This is a genomic window from Pseudomonas sp. BNK-7 (assembly GCF_048072025.1).
Classification (GTDB): Bacteria; Pseudomonadota; Gammaproteobacteria; order Pseudomonadales; family Pseudomonadaceae; genus Aquipseudomonas; species Aquipseudomonas danubii.
Map to the genome: position 1 here is coordinate 4,738,404 of NZ_CP182252.1, position 18,841 is coordinate 4,757,244.

Annotated in this window: 13 protein-coding genes; 4 read left to right on the forward strand and 9 right to left on the reverse strand. The window is 64.0% G+C overall.

All coding sequences use genetic code 11. The features are described from left to right. The first annotated feature begins 2 nt into the window (after window positions 1-2). Both ACMGF8_RS21475 and ACMGF8_RS21480 read left to right on the forward strand, forming a co-directional pair. Window positions 3-797, forward strand: a complete 795-nt coding sequence (locus ACMGF8_RS21475; RefSeq protein WP_207165934.1) for a PoNe immunity protein domain-containing protein — start codon at window positions 3-5, stop codon at window positions 795-797. A 46-nt stretch (window positions 798-843) separates the two neighbouring features. Then, window positions 844-1,398, forward strand: coding sequence for a hypothetical protein (locus ACMGF8_RS21480; RefSeq protein WP_102863432.1), 555 nt, complete (start codon window positions 844-846; stop codon window positions 1,396-1,398). 109 nt (window positions 1,399-1,507) lie between these two features. Here ACMGF8_RS21480 and ACMGF8_RS21485 read toward each other — a convergent pair whose 3' ends face one another. The 9 genes from ACMGF8_RS21485 to ACMGF8_RS21525 form a co-directional block, all read right to left on the reverse strand. Continuing rightward, on the reverse strand, window positions 1,508-2,254 hold the full coding sequence (locus tag ACMGF8_RS21485; protein ID WP_416757059.1) for an SDR family oxidoreductase: 747 nt from the start codon (window positions 2,252-2,254) through the stop codon (window positions 1,508-1,510). Window positions 2,255-2,380: 126 nt separating this feature from the next. Next, entirely contained in the window at window positions 2,381-4,456 is a 2,076-nt protein-coding gene (locus ACMGF8_RS21490) for a putative bifunctional diguanylate cyclase/phosphodiesterase (protein ID WP_102863430.1), read from the reverse strand. A 221-nt stretch (window positions 4,457-4,677) separates the two neighbouring features. Further along, complete coding sequence (locus ACMGF8_RS21495; protein ID WP_102863429.1) at window positions 4,678-6,171, reverse strand: efflux transporter outer membrane subunit; 1,494 nt, start codon at window positions 6,169-6,171, stop codon at window positions 4,678-4,680. Continuing rightward, window positions 6,168-9,275: an efflux RND transporter permease subunit gene (locus tag ACMGF8_RS21500; protein WP_102863428.1), complete on the reverse strand. Its 3,108-nt coding sequence runs from the start codon at window positions 9,273-9,275 to the stop codon at window positions 6,168-6,170. The genes ACMGF8_RS21495 and ACMGF8_RS21500 overlap by 4 nt, the downstream gene beginning before the upstream one ends. A gap of 37 nt (window positions 9,276-9,312) precedes the next feature. Further along, complete coding sequence (locus ACMGF8_RS21505; RefSeq protein ID WP_102863427.1) at window positions 9,313-12,411, reverse strand: MdtB/MuxB family multidrug efflux RND transporter permease subunit; 3,099 nt, start codon at window positions 12,409-12,411, stop codon at window positions 9,313-9,315. Then, window positions 12,408-13,730, reverse strand: coding sequence for an MdtA/MuxA family multidrug efflux RND transporter periplasmic adaptor subunit (locus ACMGF8_RS21510; RefSeq protein WP_115580141.1), 1,323 nt, complete (start codon window positions 13,728-13,730; stop codon window positions 12,408-12,410). The genes ACMGF8_RS21505 and ACMGF8_RS21510 overlap by 4 nt, the downstream gene beginning before the upstream one ends. Window positions 13,731-13,908: 178 nt before the next feature. Continuing rightward, the gene (gene tpx, locus ACMGF8_RS21515) at window positions 13,909-14,409 is read right to left on the reverse strand and encodes a thiol peroxidase (RefSeq protein WP_250330587.1); all 501 of its coding nucleotides are present in this window, start codon (window positions 14,407-14,409) and stop codon (window positions 13,909-13,911) included. A 221-nt stretch (window positions 14,410-14,630) separates the two neighbouring features. Next, window positions 14,631-15,314, reverse strand: coding sequence for a type 1 glutamine amidotransferase domain-containing protein (locus ACMGF8_RS21520; protein ID WP_102863424.1), 684 nt, complete (start codon window positions 15,312-15,314; stop codon window positions 14,631-14,633). 61 nt (window positions 15,315-15,375) lie between these two features. Beyond that, the gene (locus ACMGF8_RS21525; RefSeq protein ID WP_102863423.1) at window positions 15,376-15,819 is read right to left on the reverse strand and encodes an SRPBCC family protein; all 444 of its coding nucleotides are present in this window, start codon (window positions 15,817-15,819) and stop codon (window positions 15,376-15,378) included. A gap of 389 nt (window positions 15,820-16,208) precedes the next feature. Here ACMGF8_RS21525 and ACMGF8_RS21530 point away from each other — a divergent pair, with 389 nt between their 5' ends. Together ACMGF8_RS21530 and ACMGF8_RS21535 are read left to right on the forward strand one after the other, a co-directional pair. Beyond that, window positions 16,209-17,831 (forward strand): J domain-containing protein, encoded by a 1,623-nt coding sequence (locus ACMGF8_RS21530; RefSeq protein WP_416757060.1) that lies wholly within the window; start codon window positions 16,209-16,211, stop codon window positions 17,829-17,831. Further along, window positions 17,828-18,808, forward strand: coding sequence for a DUF3829 domain-containing protein (locus ACMGF8_RS21535; protein WP_250330589.1), 981 nt, complete (start codon window positions 17,828-17,830; stop codon window positions 18,806-18,808). Before ACMGF8_RS21530 ends, ACMGF8_RS21535 begins: the two co-directional genes overlap by 4 nt. Window positions 18,809-18,841 lie beyond the last annotated feature (33 nt).

The following is an 18,841-nucleotide window of genomic DNA, read 5'->3' on the forward strand; positions in this document are numbered from 1 at the left end:
ACATGAACCGCAGACAAGTGTTTCTCAGCCACAAGCAGTACCACGACTTCCTCGAAAGCCTGGCCGGCGAAGAGGCCCATTGGCAGACCCATTCGATGATGGCCGACAGCCCCGAGCAGGAAGCCTCCCTCAAGGCCTCCACGGTGCGAAGCGCGCGCCTGCACCATTTGATCCTGGGCTACACCGGCGGTGCCCCCATGGAGCAACTGGCCCGGGAGCTGGACGGGGTGATCGAAGGCTACGAGGACTACCAGCGCAAGCTGGAGGTTTATGAAGAACGGCCGGATATCGCGCCACTGAACATCGAAGACTACCCCGACGAGTACGAGGAATATGTCCAGGTGATCAGCCTGTGCATCCTCCTGCAACGCAGCGACCTGCTACCGCGTCTGGTGCTGCTGCAGGACCGCGCCGGCTTTGGCGGCCAGGACACCCTGATCGAGGACCTGCTCAAGCCCTACCTGCCGGATCGCGCCGAGCTCGATGAGTGGTACCACAGCCTCTACTCGCCCCTGATCTGGGCGATCTACAGCGAAGACCCGGACGAGCCTCGGGAACTGCTGGTGGAGTACTGCAACCAGTGGTACGAGGCGTTCGAACAGGCTCCCTGGCACGACTCCCACCTGCAAGGCGACGAGGGTTCCTACTTCGGCTACTGGGCCTTTGAAGCCGCTGCCGTGGCCTACCTGTTCGGTCTGGACGACAGCGCGGTCAAACACATGATCTTCCCCCGGGAGATGCTCGAATACGCCCGACGCTTTACCCCGCCAATTTCCCAAGGGGTGATACCGGACTGATACGCCCCGTTGACCTCCCCTGCTTAAAAAAGGTGATGCACTGCCCATGAAATCCTGGATCAAGACCCTGCTGATCACTCTGCTTGCGGCGGCCTTGTGCCTGCTGTTCGCCCGCGTTGTCCTGCCACTGCTGCTGTCGTTCCTGGTACCGCCAAGCTTGGAAGGCGCCCCCTGGTACTGGATCAATCTGCTGCTGGCCGGTTTCTTCGCCGGGCTGCTGGTGGCGCCCCTGCTGCGCACCCGGCGCTACTACCCGGTGCCTCTGCTGCTGTTGTTGTCGACCCTGGTGGTGGTGGGCAGTTGGGCGCAGAGCCGCTGCAACGAGGCCCAGTTGCAGGCCATCGAACAGCTGGAAAGGCGCAGCGCGAGCCATTCGAACCTGGGGTTCTCCGAGGAGCAGCCCGAGCCTTCGGCCCCCGTGGACCTGGGCGCCACACCGGACGTCTGGGCCCATGAACAAGGCTACGGATATGGCTACAGCTGCACCCGTCCGGGGGAAACCCTGGGGTACCTGGCGCCGTTGTTGATGGGCTTTGCCATCAACGTGCTGGGGCTGTTGCTGGCGTTGCTGATCGGCCCCGGCCGCCGCCGCGCCAACTGAAGGAACCCGCAGGAACTGGCTTGCCAGCGACGAACCCTGCAAGGTCGGCACAAGGCTCAAGGGCCTCTTCGCCGGCCAGCTGGCTCCTGCAGGGAAGCGCGGTCGGGACTCAGCGGCCGCCGCCCAGGTCGACGAAGGTGCCGGTGGCGTAGGAAGCCTTGTCCGACAGCAGCCAGAGAATGGCTTCGGCCACTTCGTCGGGACGTCCGCCACGGCCCATGGGAATCGCCGTTTCCAGTTTGCTGACCCGGTCGGCATCGCCGCTCAGGGCATGAAAATCGGTGTAGATGTAACCCGGGCGCACCGCATTGACGCGTATACCCTCACCCGCCACTTCCTTGGACAGGCCGATGGTTAAGGTGTCCAGCGCGCCCTTGGAGGCGGCGTAGTCGACGTACTCGCCCGGAGACCCCAGGCGCGCGGCCACCGACGACACGTTGACGATGCTGCCACCCTGCCCGCCATGGCGCGGCGACATGCGCAGCACCGCGTGCTTGGCGCAGAGGATCGGCCCCATGACATTGGTCTTCATGATCTTCTGGATACGGAATTCGGACATTTCGTCGAGACGGGACTTGTGCCCCACGGTGCCAGCGTTGTTGACCAGTGCAGTGACCCGGCCCAGTTCGTTGTCGACCCGGTGAAACAGGCCAATGACCTCGTCCTCGATGCTGACATCGGCCCGCACCGCAATGGCCTGGGCGCCCAGAGCGCGGACCTGCTCCAGAACCTGCTGAGCCGACTGTTCATCGGCCTGATAGTTGATGCACACCTTGAAACCCTGCTGAGCAGCCAGCAACGCCGTGGCTGCGCCGATTCCCCGCCCGCCACCGGTGATGACGATGACTTTGTCCATGCTGCCGACTCCCTGACTGATCGTTTCAACGCCCGTCATTAAACACTGCACCGGCAGCGATGAAAACCGCAGTGACATCAATCAGCCCTCATCCAAAGGTCGCAGGAACTGCAGCCAGGGATTCGCTCAGGACTTGTGTTCAGCCAGCTGAATGCCCTGCATGAAGCCTTCGGGCGGCAATGGCTGGCCCAGGTAATAGCCCTGCAACGAATCGCAGCCCAGTTGGGTGAGGAAGGTCTGCTGCACCCCGGTTTCAACCCCCTCGGCGACGATGCGCAGGCCAAGGGCCTGCCCCAGGGCGACAATCGCCGAGACGATGGCGGCGTCGTCGCTGTCGTGCTCCAGGTCGCGGACAAAGCCACGGTCGATCTTCAGCTCGTTGGCCGGCAGGCGCTTGAGGTACATCAGGCTCGAATAGCCGGTGCCGAAGTCGTCGATGGACAGGTCCACCCCCATGTCCGCCAACTGCTGCAGGACGATCATGCTGACGTCGGCGTCGTTCATCGCCGTGGTCTCGGTGATCTCCAGGGTCAGGTTATTGGCCGGCAACTGGTAGCGCTGCAAGGCCTCCTGCACGCTCTTGACCAGCCCCACGTGACAGAACTGCAGGGCCGAGAGGTTCACCGCGATCCGCCAGTGGGTATAACCCAGGACATACCACTCGCGCATCTGTCGGCAGGCTTCCTGCAGCACCCAGTCGCCGATGGCGATGATCAGCCCGCTCTTCTCCGCCAGTTCGATGAACTTGTCCGGCAGCAGCAGGCCGTGCTGCGGATGTTCCCAGCGCAACAGGGCCTCGGCCCCCACCGGACGACCATTGCTGGCATCGAACTTGGGTTGGTAATACAGGCGGAACTGCTGATGTTCCAGGGCATTGCGCAGGTCCTGAAGCAACTGCAGTTGACGCCGGGCATTGGTGTTCATCGATGCGTCGAAAAAACTGTAGCCGTTCTTGCCGGTGGCCTTGGCGTGATACATGGCCGCGTCGGCGTTCATCAACAGTTCCTGGGCGGTCAGGCCATTGCCCGGATACACCGCGATGCCGATGCTGGCGGAAATCTGCAAATCGTGGTCGGCCACGCGGAACGAACGGGACACCAGGCCCACCTGGCGTGCCGCCAGCCGCAGGGCATCTTCCGGCTCGCCGAGCTGTACCAGCAGCACGAACTCGTCGCCACCGATCCGCGCCAGGGTGTCCTCAGTGCGCAGGTCCTCGCGCAGGCGCTGGGCCACTTCTCGCAGCAACTGGTCGCCCATGTGGTGACCGAAGGCGTCATTGACCGGCTTGAAGCCGTCCAGATCGATGAACATCAGCGCAAAGCAGCCACCATGGGCGGTGACCCGGTGCATGGCCTGATCGATGCGGTCCGCCAGCAGGATGCGATTGGGCAGCCCGGTCAGGGTGTCGTGCAGGGCCAGCTGGGTCAGCTCTTTGTTGGCCTCGGTCAAGGACTGCGCCAGCACCGCGGTGCGGGCTTCCAGCCGCGCATCCAGCACCGAAGTCAGCAAGGCAATGATCAGCACCGCCAGGGTGGTGATCAGCACCAGATTGTCCAGGCCGTTGCCGCTCAAGCCATTGCCCAGCGCACCGCAGAAGCTGCCATCGGCGAAACGCGCCGCGGCCATGCCGGTGTAGTGCATACCGACAATGGCAAAGCCCATCACAATCGCCGCGCCGGTACGGGCAAGACGCACATGGGGCGTGTTCTGGCGCAGGTGAAAGGCGATCCACAGCGCCGCCAGCGAAGCACCAAAGGCAATCAGCAACGAGGCGCTGAACAGGCTCGGGTCGTAGTCGATACCCGGCTGCATGCGCATGGCCGCCATGCCGGTGTAGTGCATGCCGCTGATGCCGGTGCCCATGATCAAGGCACCGAACAGCAATTGCCCCAGCGGCAGGCGCGGCTGGCTCACCAGCCACAGGGCAAAACCACAGGACAGGATGGAAATCAGCAACGACAAGGCGGTCAGCACGATGTCGTAGCCCAGGTCGATGGGCAGCGAGAACGCGAGCATGCCGATAAAGTGCATCGACCACACACCAACGCCCATGGCCAGGGCTCCGCCGCACATCCATAGATAGGCTGCACGGCCTTTGGTGGTGGCAATGCGACCGGTGAGATCAAGGGCGGTATAGGAAGCGAGGATCGCCACGAAAATGGAAATCACGACCAGTGCGGGGGAGTAACTACCGATGAGCATGGGGCATCTCTTGGTCGTTGTGCCGACAGTTTGCTCGGCGGGAAAAAGCGCAGATTGTACTGATTGCGTAGAAGAACGCATCTACAAAGTGAGCAAAAAGCCAGTAGCCAGACAGAACGTCTGGCACCGGCCCTTAATACCCCTACAGCCCTTGTGGCCAAAGGCTTTGCCCATGTCGCAGGGGGCATGCATCTGCCCCTGCGCAAAGCCCTGGCGGCGGCCTATTTCTGCCCTTCGCCCTGCACCTGACCATCCCAGCCCCCCCCCAGCGCGGCGATCAATTGCACGCTGGCAATCAACCGGCTCTGCAGCAGGCTGAGGACGCTGCGTTCGTTGCTCAGGGCAGTGGCTTGGCTGGTGACCACGTCCAGGTAGGCGATCAATCCGGCCTTGTACTGGTTCTCGGTCAGGCGCAGGGCCTCACGCGCCGAATCCAGGGCCTGCTGGCGCACCTGGGCTTCGTCTTCCAGAACCTTGAGCTGGATCATGTAGTTCTCCACCTCGCGGAAACCGTCGAGCACAGTCTGTCGGTACTTGGCCACAGTCTGGTCGTAGGCGGCTTCAGTGCGATCCACTTCCGCTGAGCGCTGGCCACCGTCGAACAGGGTCATGGCCAGTTTCGGCCCCACCGACCAGAACCGGTTCGGCACGCTGATCCAGTCGGCGTAGGTACTGCTGCTGTAGCCTCCGGCCAGGCTCAGGGTGAGGTCCGGGTAATAGGCGGCCTTGGCCACGCCGATATTGGCGTTGGCCGCGATCACCGAACGCTCCGCCGAGGCGATGTCCGGACGCCGCTCCAGCAACTGCGAGGGCAGCGCCAGGGGCACCTGGGGCAGCGCCGGAATCTGCGGGGTTTCTGCCAGATTGAACTGCGCCGGCGGCACGCCGATCAACACCGCGATGGCGTTCTCGAACTGCGCCCGCTGCCAGATCAGGTCGATCAGGTCGGCCTGGGTGCTTTTGAGCTGGGTCTGGGCCTGGGCCACCGCATCCTTGCCGGATACCCCGGCCTGATACTGGTTCTGCGTCATGGTCAGGGAGCGCTGGTAAGCCGCCACCGTGGCTTCCAGCAAGCGCTTCTGCTCATCGATCACCCGCAGTTGCAGGTAGTTCTGCACCAGCTCCGACTGCTGGCTCAGGCGCATGGCCGCCAGATCGGCGAAGCTCGCCTCGGCACTGGCTTGGTTGGCCTCCAGGCCGCGGCGCAGCTTGCCCCAGATGTCCGCCTCCCAGCTCACCCCCAATTGGGTGTTGTAGGTGTCTCGAATGCCGCTGCTGGAACTGCTCAGCCCCGAGTTGCTGCTGCCGGTGCCCTGGCTGGCCCGGGTCTTGCCGGCGCTCAAGTCGACACTGGGAAAGAACGCTCCCCGGGAGCTGCGCACCAGGGCCTGGGCCTGACGGTATTGCGCTTCCGATTGGGCGACGCTCTGGTTGGAGTTGTTGAGCTTCTCGATCAGGCCATTGAGCTGCGTGTCACCGTACAGCTCCCACCAGGCGCCACGGGCCAGGGCATCGCTGGGGTTGGCCTGACGCCAGCCCTGGGCCTCCTTGTACTGCACCGGTTCGGCCACCTGGGGCCGCTGATAGTCGGGACCGATGGCGCAGGCACTGAGCAGCGCCACGCACAGGCCCAGGCTCAAGGCCCGCGAACCCCGGGCCATGGCCAGGCGCTGGGCGGACAGCGGAGAAACAGGACGGGACGATTGGTCGGTCATAGCGGCGTTTCCAGAGCAGCATCGGTACGGACCCCACGCCAGTGGTTGAACTTGTGGCGCAGGCGATCGAGGTAGAGGTAGACCACCGGGGTGGTGTAAAGGGTCAGGATCTGACTGAAGACCAGGCCGCCAATGATGGTCAGGCCCAGGGGCTGGCGCATTTCCGAGCCTTCGGCGTTGCCCAGCAACAGGGGCAAGGCACCCAGGATCGCCGCCAGGGTGGTCATCAGAATCGGCCGCAGGCGTTGCAGGCAGGCGCTGCGGATCGATTGCAGCGGGTCCAGGCCCTGGTGGCGCTCCAGTTGCAGCGCCAGGTCGATCATCAGGATCGCGTTCTTCTTCACCACCCCGATCAGCAGGAACAGCCCCAGCAGCGAAATCAGGCTGAACTCGCCGCCCAGCACGTAGATCGAGAGCAAGGCGCCGACCCCGGCCGACGGCAGCGTGGAGAGGATGGTCAGCGGGTGAATGTAGCTTTCATAGAGCACCCCAAGCACCAGGTACACCGCCAGCAATGCCCCGAGAATCATGAACGGCTGGCTCTTCTGGGTGGCGGCGAAGGCGTCGGCGGTGCCGGCCATCTTGACGATCACGTCCTCGGGCATGCCCAGCTTGGCAATCGCCCGCTCGATGGCCGCGGTGCCCTGCTCCACCGTCACGCCTTCGGCCATGTCGAAGGAAATGCTTTCCGAGGCGAACTGCCCTTCGTGGCTGACCCGGTCGTCTTCCAGGCTGTTTTCATAATGGGCGATGGTCGACAAGGGAATCCGCGCGCCCTCGCTGGTGATCACCTGCACCTGATTCAGGGTAATCGGGTCCCGGGCGTATTTCGGGTTGACCTCCATCACCACCTGATACTGGTTGAGGCTGTCGTAGATGGTGGAGATCTGCCGCTGGCTGTAGGCGTTGTTGAGCACGGCGGTGACCATGTCCATGTCCACCCCCAGGCGCTTGGCCTGGTCACGGTCGACGATCAGAGTCACTTGCTGGGCGCCGTGGCCTTCGCGGGCGTCGATGGCGGTCAGCTCAGGCAAGGCGCGCAGCGCGGTCACCACTTTCGGGTACCACTGGCGCAGCTCGCCCAGATCGCCGCTTTGCAGGATGTAGGAGTACTGCGAGGTGGTCTGCTCGCGGCCGCCGCCGAACTGCAGGTCCTGGTCGGCCATCAGCATCAGTTGCGCGCCGGGCACCTTGGGCATTTCCTTGCGCAAACGCTCGATGACCTTCTGCGCCGAGATGTCGCGCTCCTTGATCGGCTTGAGGCGCACCAGCATGAAGGCGTTGTTGGTGCCGTTGCTGCCGCCGATAAAGCCGGCCACGCTTTCCACCGCGGCGTCCTTGAGCACCGCGCGGCGGAAGATCTCCATCTTCGGCTGCATCACGCTGAAGGACAGGCCGTCGTCGCCGCGCACGAAGCCGATCAACTGGCCGGTGTCCTGCTGCGGCATGAAGGTCTTGGGCACCACCACGTACAGGGCCACGTTGACGCCGATGGTGACCAGCAGGCTGAGCAGGGTCAGGCGCTTGTGCCGCAGCACCCAGTCCAGGCTGGTGGCGTACTTGCCCACCATCCACTCGTTGCTGCGCCGGCTCCAGCGTTGCAAGGCGTTTTCCTGGCCCGGGGTGTGGGGCTTGAGCCAGCGCGCGCAGAGCATCGGGGTCAGGGTCAGGGACACCACCAGGGACACCACGATGGCCGCTGCCAGGGTGATGGAGAACTCACGAAACAGGCTCTCGATGATCCCGCCCATGAACAGGATCGACAGGAACACCGCCACCAGCGACACGTTCATCGACAGCAGGGTGAAGCCCACCTCCTTGGCCCCCAGGTATGCCGCCTTCATCGGCGCGATACCTTCGTCGATGTGCCGGGAAATGTTCTCCAGGACCACGATGGCGTCGTCCACCACCAGCCCGGTGGCGAGGATCAGCGCCATCAGCGACAGGTTGTTCAGCGAAAAACCGTACAGGTACATGATGGCGAACGTGCCCACCAGGGACACCGGCACCGCCAGGGTCGGGATCACCGACGCGCGGAAATTGCCAAGGAACAGGAACACCACCAGGATCACCAGGGCCACGGCGATCAACAGGGTCATCTCCGCCTCGTGCAGGGTGGCCTTGATCACCGGCGAGCGGTCCATGGCCAGGTTGAGCTTGACGCTGGCCGGCAGCACCGCCTGCAACGCCGGCAGCTGGGCCTTGATCTCGTTCACCGTCTCGATGATGTTGGCCCCGGCCTGACGGTTGATCACCAGCAGCACCGCCGCATCGTCGTTGAAGAAACCGCTGTTGTAGCGGTCTTCCACGCCGTCGCTGACCTTGGCCACGTCTTTCAGACGCAGGGCCGCACCGTCCTTGTAGTGGATGATCAGCGGCTCGTAGTCGCGAGCCTTTTCCAGCTGATCGTTGGCCTGGATCTGCCACAGCCGCTGGTCATCCTCCACCGAGCCCTTGGGCCGACGCTGGTTGGCGTTGGCAATGGCGTTGCGCACGTCGTCCAGGGCCACGCCATACTGGTTGAGCAGTTGCGGCTCCAGCTCGATGCGCACCGCCGGCAAGGAGCTGCCGCCGATCTGCACTTCGCCCACGCCCTGCACCTGGGACAGGCTCTGGGACAGGATGGTCGATGCCAGGTCGTAGAGCTGGCCCTTCTCCAGCACATCGGAGGTCAGCGACAGCACCATGATCGGCGCCTGGGACGGGTTGACCTTCTTGTAGGTGGGCATGCTGCGCATGCCGCTGGGCAGCAGGTTGCGCGAGGCGTTGATGGCCGCCTGCACTTCCCGGGCCGCACCGTTGATGTCGCGGTCCAGGTCGAACTGCAGGATCACCCGGGTCGAGCCCTGGCTGGAGCGGCTGCTCATGGTGTTGACCCCGGCAATCGCGCCGAACGAGCGCTCAAGCGGCGTGGCCACGGTGGACGCCATGACCTCGGGGCTGGCTCCGGGCAGGCTGGCCTGGACCACGATCACCGGGAAATCCATCTGCGGCAGCGGCGACACCGGCAGCAGGCCGAAGCTGACCCCGCCCAGCAGCATGATCGCCAACGACAACAGCATGGTCGCCACCGGGCGTTTGATGAAAGGTCCGGACAGGTTCATGGCTGAACGCCCCGGGCTGGAGGCTGGCTGCGGCCCTTCATGCCTCCACCTCTTGGGCGTCTTCACCTTTGCCGAAGCGCCGACCCAGGCGGTCGAAGTACAGGTAGATCACCGGCGTGGTGAACAGGGTCAGCACCTGGCTCACCAGCAGGCCGCCGACCATCACCAGGCCCAGGGGCTGGCGCAGCTCGGCACCTGAACCCGTGGCCAGCATCAGCGGCACGGCGCCGAACAGCGCCGCCAGGGTGGTCATCAGGATCGGCCGGAACCGCAGCAGCGCCGCCTGGTAGATCGCCTGCTCCGGGGCCATGCCCTGGTGGCGTTCGGCGTCGAGGGCGAAGTCGATCATCATGATCGCGTTCTTCTTGACGATGCCGATCAGCAGGATGATGCCGATGATCGCGATCATGCCCAGGTCATTGCCGCTGAGGATCAGCGCCAGCAAGGCCCCCACTGCCGCCGAAGGCAGGGTGGAGAGAATGGTGATGGGGTGGATGTAGCTCTCGTAGAGCACCCCCAGGACGATGTACATGGTCACCACCGCCGCCAGGATCAGCAGCAAGGTGCTCGACAGCGACGCCTGGAAGGCCTCGGCGGCGCCCTGGAAGCGGGTCTGCACCCCCACTGGCATGCCAATGTCCTGCTGCACCTGCTCGATGACGTTAACCGCCTCCCCCAGGGCCACACCGGGCGCCAGGTTGAAGGACATCATCACCGCCGGGAACTGGCCGATATGGGCGATGGCCAGTTGCGCCTGGCGCTCCTCGACATGGGCCAGGCTCGACAGCCGCACCTGCCCGCCGTCGGTGGTCTTGACGTGGATCTGCTCCAGGGCCTGGGGTCCGATGCGCTCGCCAGCCTGGGCCTGGAGCACCACCCGGTACTGGCTGGCCTGGGTGTAGATGGTGGAAATCTGCCGCTGGCCGAAGGCGTCATACAGGGCGTCGGTGATGTTGGCCACCGAAACCCCGACCCGGGACGCCGCATCGCGGTCGATCACCAGGTACACCTGCAGGCCCTTGTCCTGCAGGTCGCTGGCCACGTCGGTGAGTTCCGGGCGCTGGGCCAGGGCTTCGCTCAGGCGCCCGCTCCACAGGGCCAGCAGCTCGGCGTCCGGCGAAGACAGGCTGAACTGATACTGGGTACGACTGACCCGGTCCTCGATGGTCAGATCCTGCACCGGCTGCATGAACAGGCGGATGCCCAGCAGTTTGTCGACCTCGGGCTGAATCCGTGCAATCACCTGGGCCGCGCTCAGGTCACGCTGGTTGTGGGGCTTGAGGTTGATCAGCAGACGGCCACTGTTGAGGGTCGCGTTGTCGCCGTCGACGCCGATGTAGGACGACAGGCTTTCCACGGCCGGGTCCTGCAGGATGATCTTCGCCAGGTCTTGCTGGCGTTGGCTCATGGCGGCGAAGGACACCGACTGCGGCGCCTCGGAAATGCCCTGGATGACCCCGGTGTCCTGCACCGGGAAGAAGCCCTTGGGCACCACCAGGTACAGGAACACGGTCAGGCCCAGGGTGCCGACGGCCACCATCAGGGTCAGGAACTGGTGCTTGAGCACCCATTGCAGCTTGCGCCCGTAGCTTTCGATCAACCAGTCGATCCAGGCGCCGCTGGCGCGGTAGAAGCGCCCCTGCTCCTCAGGCTTGGGCTCACGCTTGAGCAACCGCGCGCACATCATCGGCGTCAGGGTCAGGGACACCACCAGGGAAATCAGGATCGCCACCGCCAGGGTGATGGCGAACTCGCGGAACAGCCGGCCCACCACATCCGCCATGAACAGCAGCGGGATCAGCACCGCGATCAGCGACAGGGTCAGGGAGATCAGGGTGAAGCCGATCTGCTTGGCGCCCTTGAGCGCCGCCTGCATCGGGCTGTCGCCCTCCTCGATAAAGCGCGAGATGTTCTCCAGCATGACGATGGCATCGTCCACCACGAAACCGGTGGCGATGGTCAGGGCCATCAGGGTCAGGTTGTTCACCGAAAAACCGGCCAGGTACATCACCCCGAAGGTGCCGATCAGCGACAGCGGCACGGCAATCGAAGGAATGAGGGTGGCGCTGGCCCGACGCAGAAAGAGGAAGGTCACCATCACCACCAGGGCGATGGCGATGAACAGCTCGTGCTGCACATCCTTGACCGAGGCGCGGATGGTCTGGGTGCGGTCGGTGAGCACCGTGACGTCCAGGCCCGCCGGCAGGTTGTCGGTAATGCTCGGCAGCAGCGCCTTGATCCGGTCCACCACCTCGATCACGTTGGCCCCGGGCTGGCGCTGGATATTGAGCAGCACTGCCTGGTTTTCGTTGGCCCAGGCCGCCAGGCGCTCGTTCTCGGCGCCGTCGACGATCTCGGCGACATCCTTCAGGCGCAGCGGTGCACCATTTTTGTAGGCCAGGATCAGCTCGGCGTAATCCTTGGGCGAGGTCAGCTGGTCGTTGGCATCGAGCATCGAGACCCGGGTCGGGCCGTCGAAGTTGCCCTTGGGCTGATTGACGTTGGACGCGGCAATCAAGGTGCGCACGTCCGCCAGGTTCAGGCCGTTGGCCGCCAGGGCCTCGGGGTTGACCTTGATCCGCACCGCCTGGCGCTGGCCGCCGGCAATGCTGACCATGCCGACGCCGCTGATCTGGGCGATCTTCTGCGCCATGCGGGTGTCCACCAAGTCATTGAGCTTGGGCAGCAGCATGGTCTTGGAGGTGATGGCCAGGGTCAGCACCGGGGTGTCCGCCGGGTTGACCTTGTTGTACACCGGCGGCGCCGGCAGGTCCTTGGGCAGCAGGTTGGTGGCGGCGTTGATGGCCGCCTGCACCTGTTGCTCGGCCACGTCCATATTGATGTCGAGGCTGAAACGCAGGGTCAGCACCGAGGCGCCACCGGAGCTGGTGGAGGCCATCTGGGTCAGGCCGGGCATCTGCCCGAACTGGCGCTCCAGGGGCGCGGTGACCGCGCTGGTCATCACGTCCGGGCTGGCCCCGGGGTACAGGGTCATGACCCGGATGGTCGGGTAGTCCACCTGGGGCAAGGCCGAGACCGGCAACAGGCGATAGGCGATCAGGCCGGCCAGGACAATGGCCAGCATGCTCAGGGTGGTGGCTACCGGACGCAGGATGAACAGTCGCGAGAAATTCATGCGCCGACCTTTTGCGCCTTGCCATCAACCGGCTTGCCATCCGCGGCCGGCGCAGCGGCGGGCTTGCCCTGCAGGTGTTCGGTGGGGCTGGTGGGCACTTCACTGCTGTCGTTGACCACTTCCACCTCGCTGCCGTCCTTGAGGCGGTCGGTGCCTTCCATCACCACCCGGTCGCCGGCCTTGAGGCCGTCCTTGATCACCGTCAGGTCGCCGTTGCTGTCGCTCACCTGCAGTTGGCGGATCTTCACCTTGTTATCACCATCCAGGGCGTAGACGAAGGTGCCGTTGGTGCCGAACTGGATCGCGGCCGAAGGTGCCAGCACCACATTCTTCAGGGTGTCGGCCAGCAGCCGCACATTGACGAACTGATTGGGAAACAGGCCCTGGTCGCGGTTATCGAAGCGCGCCTTGAACTTCAGGGTGCCGGTGGTGGTGTCGATCTGGTTGTCCAGGCTCTGCAGCATGCCGCTGGCCTGCAGCTTCACATCGCCCCGGTCCCACGCTTCCACCGGCAGCTTGGCGCCGCTGTGGTAGCGCTTGAGCACGGTGTCCAGGCTGTTCTCCGGCAGGGTGAAGGCCACGCTGATGGGCTGGGTCTGGGTGATGATCACCAGTGCCGTGGTGTCATTGGCCGACACCAGGTTGCCTACGTCCAGCTGACGCAGGCCCACGCGCCCGGCAATCGGCGCGCGGATATTGGTGAATTCAAGGTTGAGCTTGGCGTCGTTGACCGCCGCCTGATTGGTCTTGACCGTGCCCTGGTACTGGCCCACCAGCGCCGCAGCGGTGTCCAGGGTCTGTTTGGCGATGCTGTCCTGGGCATACAGGCCGCGATAACGCTCAAGGTCGACCTGGGCGTTCTTCAGCTGGGCCTGGTTCTGCAGCAGGGTGCCCTCGGCCTGGAGCAAGGCATTCTGATAAGGACGCGGATCGATCTGCGCCAGCAAGTCGCCGGCCTTGACCATCTGCCCTTCCTCGAAGTTGACCTTGACCAACTCCCCCGCCACCCGGCTGCGCACATTGATGGTGTTGAGTGCCGTCACCGTGCCCAGGGCCTTGTAGTACAGCGGGAAGTCGCCCTGAGTCACCGGCGCCACCCGCACCGGGATCGGCCCGCTGGCACCGCCGAAGCCGGGGCGCAGGCTGCCGCTGCGTCCGGTATGCCCGGCCGCGGCCTTCGCCTGTGCACCCTCTTTGGGGGCGCTGCCGGCGGGCCAGAATTTCCAGCACAGGCCGATCACCAGCAGCAGGACAAACAGGCCGAACAGCCAGCGACGAGAGTTGCGGGGAGCAGAGGATTGCATGGAGTGATCAACCATTGGGCGCGTGGGAGTCTTCTTTGGGGAAGGCTGAAAGATAAGCACTAGAGCGGTTTTAGCAAAGCGCCTTTACCGGCAATTTACCTTTGACTGACGTTTCAAGGTGCGGCGCTAAGCCACTGAAGCACAAATAAAAACGGCCTGGACAGAGCCAGGCCGTGAATAATTGTAAAACCTGTTACTTGAGCACGGCCAGGGCAGCGTCGTAGTTCGGCTCTTCGGCGATTTCCTTGACCAGTTCGCTGTGCAGCACGGTGTCGTTTTCATCCAGCACCACCACGGCGCGGGCGGTCAGGCCGGCCAGCGGGCCGTCGGCGATGGCCACGCCGTAGTTCTCGATGAACTCGCGGCCGCGCAGGGTCGACAGGTTCTGCACGTTTTCCAGGCCTTCGGCGCCACAGAAACGGGCCTGGGCGAACGGCAGGTCAGCGGAGATGCACAGCACCACGGTGTTGGCCAGATCGTTGGCCTGGGCGTTGAACTTGCGTACCGAGGTGGCGCAGGTTGGGGTGTCGACGCTTGGGAAGATGTTCAGCACCTTGCGCTTGCCGGCGAGGCTGCTCAGGGAGACATCGGCCAGACCGGCGCCTACCAGGGAGAACGCAGGGGCTTTGGAACCCACTTGCGGCAGCTGGCCGTTGACCTGAACCGGGTTGCCTTTGAGAGTGACTTGAGCCATGAACGGAGTCCTTTATTGAACAGTGATGATGGAACAGCAATGAGAAATTCTTGAGAGGCCGAAGTTAAGCATGAAACGGCGCGAGCACCTATTGCCCCACGGATAAATTGTCCAGCAACCTGGCCGACTGCAGGGGGCGGCGTGCAGGCGAAGGCGGTTTCCAAGCTTAGGTCCGGCTCGCGGGCCTCTTGGCCGGCAAGCCGGTTCCTGCAAGGCGGTGCTCAAGCGTGCAGGTGCGCCAGCAGCAGGTCCGCCACGGGGCCTCCGGAGGCCGGGTTCTGCCCGCTGATCACCCGCTGGTCTTGCACGGCAAACGGCGCCCAGGGCTCGGCGGCCTTCTGGTACAGGGCGCCGCGCTTGAGCAGTTCGGTCTCGGTCAGGTACGGCACGTACGAGTCCAGCTCGGCGAGCCGCTCTTCTTCATTGGAGAAACCGCTGACCTGTTTGCCGGCGATCAGCAACGAGCCATCGCTGAGCCTGATGTTCAGCAGGCCCACCGCGCCATGGCAGACCGAGCTGACGTAGCCGCCCTGCTCGTAGATGTCGCGACTCAGGGCCTGCAACTCGGGGTTGTCGGGAAAATCCCAGAGCACGCCATGACCACCGGCGTAATAGATGGCCACATAGTCCCGGGCCTGGACCTGCGACGGTTGCAAGGTCGCTCCCAGGCGGCTCATGAAGGCGCTGTCCTGGTACCACTGCCAGTCGGTGTCGTCGGCCATGGCCAGACTGTGGGGGTCGATGGGTACGTAGCCGCCCTTGGGACTGACGTAATCCACCTCGAACCCGGCCGCTTGCACCTTCTTCACAAAATGCACCGCCTCCCCCAGCCACAGACCAGTGGCACGGTTCAGGTTGGGGTATTTGGCCACGCTGGTCAGGACCACCAGTATCTTCTTGCTCATGGGCATGCTCCTTGAACTTGAACTTGGAATAGAAATGGGCAAACACGGCATCGCGGCGCCGTCACCCCAGCAAGCGCAACATGTTGCGGTGCCGGGCATCGAAAATCCGCGCCATGTAGGCGTTGACCACCAAGCGTTCCAAAGGTGCGCCACCGATGGCCCGATAAGTCACGCGGTCGGTGTACAGGGTGCCCCCTTCGGCGGCCTCGACCCGATGTTCGTGACGAAAGGCGCGCAGTGGCCCCTTGAGCATCTCGTCGACAAAATGCCGATCGCTGACCTCACGTATAACCACCGTCCATTTCGCCGGTATGACACCGAACATCCAGTGCAGGAAGCTGAACTGGCGTCCGACACTGATGCGCAGGTCATTGATGTCGATGCCCCCCAAGGGGGTCACGCGCTCGGGAAATATCTTGGGAAAGTTGGTCCCTTCGAGGCAGAAATCCAACACCTGGGCCGGGCTGCGGCCCGGCAGAAAAGTCGTGCGTTCCACTACAGGCATAGTTAATAGCTCCTTGCTCAGCCAACGAAATAATTACAATCAACATCACATAAACATCATAAACAATTGTTTTTATTGTAATTTTATAACCTAGAAACAACATTAACTAAACCATGCACAAAGCATGGAAATAATCACAAATCACTTTAACAGCCATTTTCCACTGACGGCCATCCGCTCGGACCTGCCCCACGCCCGCCCGACGCAACAGAGCGCGGCACAGCAGAAGCCGCGCGCCCCAGCCACCTGGGCTGAATCGCCAGACGCCTGCCGCTGTTGCTTAGACGGATTCGAGTCGAGGGACTTTTACCCGGGAAACCGGTAGGGTGCGCCATTTCCTCCAGTCATGTCTGGATGTTGCCAAGGGTTGCATGGAGTTCTATCGCCCAATGAGTTGCTGGACCCTACTCGGCCTGCCGGTCACCGCTGATACCCGGACCATCAAGCGCCACTACGCCAAGCTGCTGAAACAGACCCGTCCGGATGAAGACCCGCAAGCTTTCCAACGCTTGCGCGACGCCTATGAAGAGGCGCTGGCCCATAAGGATTGGGAGCAACAGAACGAGCCCCTGGAAACGCTCGAGACCTGGGCCGGCAACGAGCCGGTAACGCTGGCGCTGTCACCGGTGCAGCGGGTGGCCATGTTGCTCAAGGAGCTGCCTGTCGATCAGCTCGACCAGCGCTATCAGCAGGCCCAGGAGCAGGCGTGCGCCTATGAGTTCGAACTGGCCCTGCTGCGCTATTGCGTCGAACACCCGGCGCAAGCCGACGCGGTGTTGCACTGGGGGTTCGAGCGTCTGCGCTGGATGAGTGCCTGGCAACGCCTGGATCTGCCGGAGTATCTGGTGCAGGAGTTGCAGCAGCAGCTCTATCAGCGAGTACAAGAGCCACTGGCCGCAGCCCTGGAGGCCAAGGATGAAGCGGCGTTCCTGGAGGCCTACGCCCAGCGTTCAGCCCACGCCTGGCTGCTGCACCTGCAGCACCGACAATGGTTCAACCAATGGCTGGCACAGACACTGGCCAACAGCCCTTATTGGTCGGTGGCGGTGTTCCAGGCGGTCTGCGCCGGCCAAGGCTGGCACACCAATAGTGCAGACAACTGCCCGGAACAGCTCTGGCCGCGGCTGTTGAAACGCCATCAGGCACCGCTGTACCTGGCCCACCAGCAACAACTGGCGAGCGAACCGCCGAGCACCCCGGAACACCGTGCGGCACGCTTGTTGCTCGCGCCCCTGAGCTTCAGTCAGCGCCGCGCCTGGGCCCGACACCTGGGCAACCTGGACTGGCAGGCCTGTCACAAGCTGGCTGCAAGCCTGGCGGCAGACTACCCGCAAGTCGCCGCCGGCATGCCCGCCAGCAATCCCTACTTCTGGCGGGACTGGGAACACGCGATCAACAGCTGGCCGATGCTCCTGGGGGTGGTTCTGGCCTGCCTCACCGGCGCAATGGCCGATTACGCCGGGCAAGACAGCAGCCCCTGGGAGATTATCGGCGTCACGCTGGTCTGGGCTCTGTGCTTCTGCGCCGCGGGCGAAGGGCTGCAGCGACTTTGGCGCCCCCTGAGCCAACGCCTGTTCCAGTGGGACGAGCGCCTCAGCCAACACCTGCCTCGGCACCAGACGCCCTATCACGACGTGCAGCTGATCCGCGACCTGCTGCCCGCGGCGCTGCTGGGCGCACTGCTGGGCGTGGTGGTCCACCCGGTGGCCACTATCACTTATCTCGGGGTCCTGCTGCTGGTGGCCCTGGCCCGTCAGCGCCAGATCGACCCGCTGAACGCCTGGCAACGCATCAATCCCTGGCCGCGTCGCCTGCTGCTGAGCACCGCACTGGTGCTGCTGGTGGCCGTAATCGCCACCCTCAAGTGGTTCGACGGGCGCCACACCGCCGGGCGTTATCAGGGCCTGCAGCCCTGGACCGAACGGCTGTGCGCGCGCATGCCGGCCGATACCCCCGAGTGTGCAGCACCGGCCACCCAGGAGCAGTGGTACCCCAAGGAGGAGCGGCCATGAGCCAACGCCCCTTGTTGCTTTTCGGTTGCACGCTGATTTTCGGCCTGTTTGCGCTCCTGGCTGCCGGAGCGCCGATCGCCCGCTTCGAACTGTGGCTGGCCGGCCTGGACAGCCCCGCCAGCGCCCAGGCCGCGGCCAGGGCGCCGCTGATCGACTGCGTCAACCAATACGATGTGCCTTGGCGCCTGGGCTACTACACCTACGGCACTCAAGCGGCCTGGCGCGCGGCGTTCACCGACCTGCTGAACAATGCCAAGGACTTCGCAGACGGCGCGAAGACCGACATGGATACCCTGCCCGCCCGCGACTGCGAACCGCGCATGCTCTATCGGCTACGCCACCTGCAACCCGACGCCCCGCTGATCGACCTGGCCGAGCGCTACATCGACGCACTGCACCAGGCCAACCTGGCCCGTCGCGCTCATTCCAGCGCCGTACCCGGTGCTTACATGCCGGCCGAGGAAGACGCGGCCACTGTTGCCCTGCTCAAGCCCAAGTTCGACCACTACCTGCAAGCCTCCGCCGACCTGCGCGCTGCCCTGGCGAGCGCAGACATCGGCGCCCGACGCGAGCAACAGCGGCTGCTTGAGCAACGCCTGGGGCAGGACATCCACTGGCACCTGCTGGACTACATGATCCAGGCGCGGCTCACAGTGGAGCAGATCAGCCAGGGCATGCGCGAGAAAACCCTGACCCCGGCGCAACTGGCACAGGCCAGCCAGGACCTGCAACGGACCTGGGATGCCGGGCAGCCCTTGCGCAACCGACCACAGAGCAGCCGCACGCAACCGGCCTATTACCTGTGGAGCCAGATCACGCGACCGGCGCAGCGTTATCAGCAAGCCTTGCTCGCCCTGCATCAGGACTGGCAGAAACAGGCTGAGCCACAGCATCTGAGCGAGGACTATCACGCCATCATGCGGGCCTACGACTCGCTGCTCAGCTACTACAACAAGCAGGCCCAAGTGGACTATTGAAGCGGCAGCGGCCCTGTTGGCCGCCGCCGGACA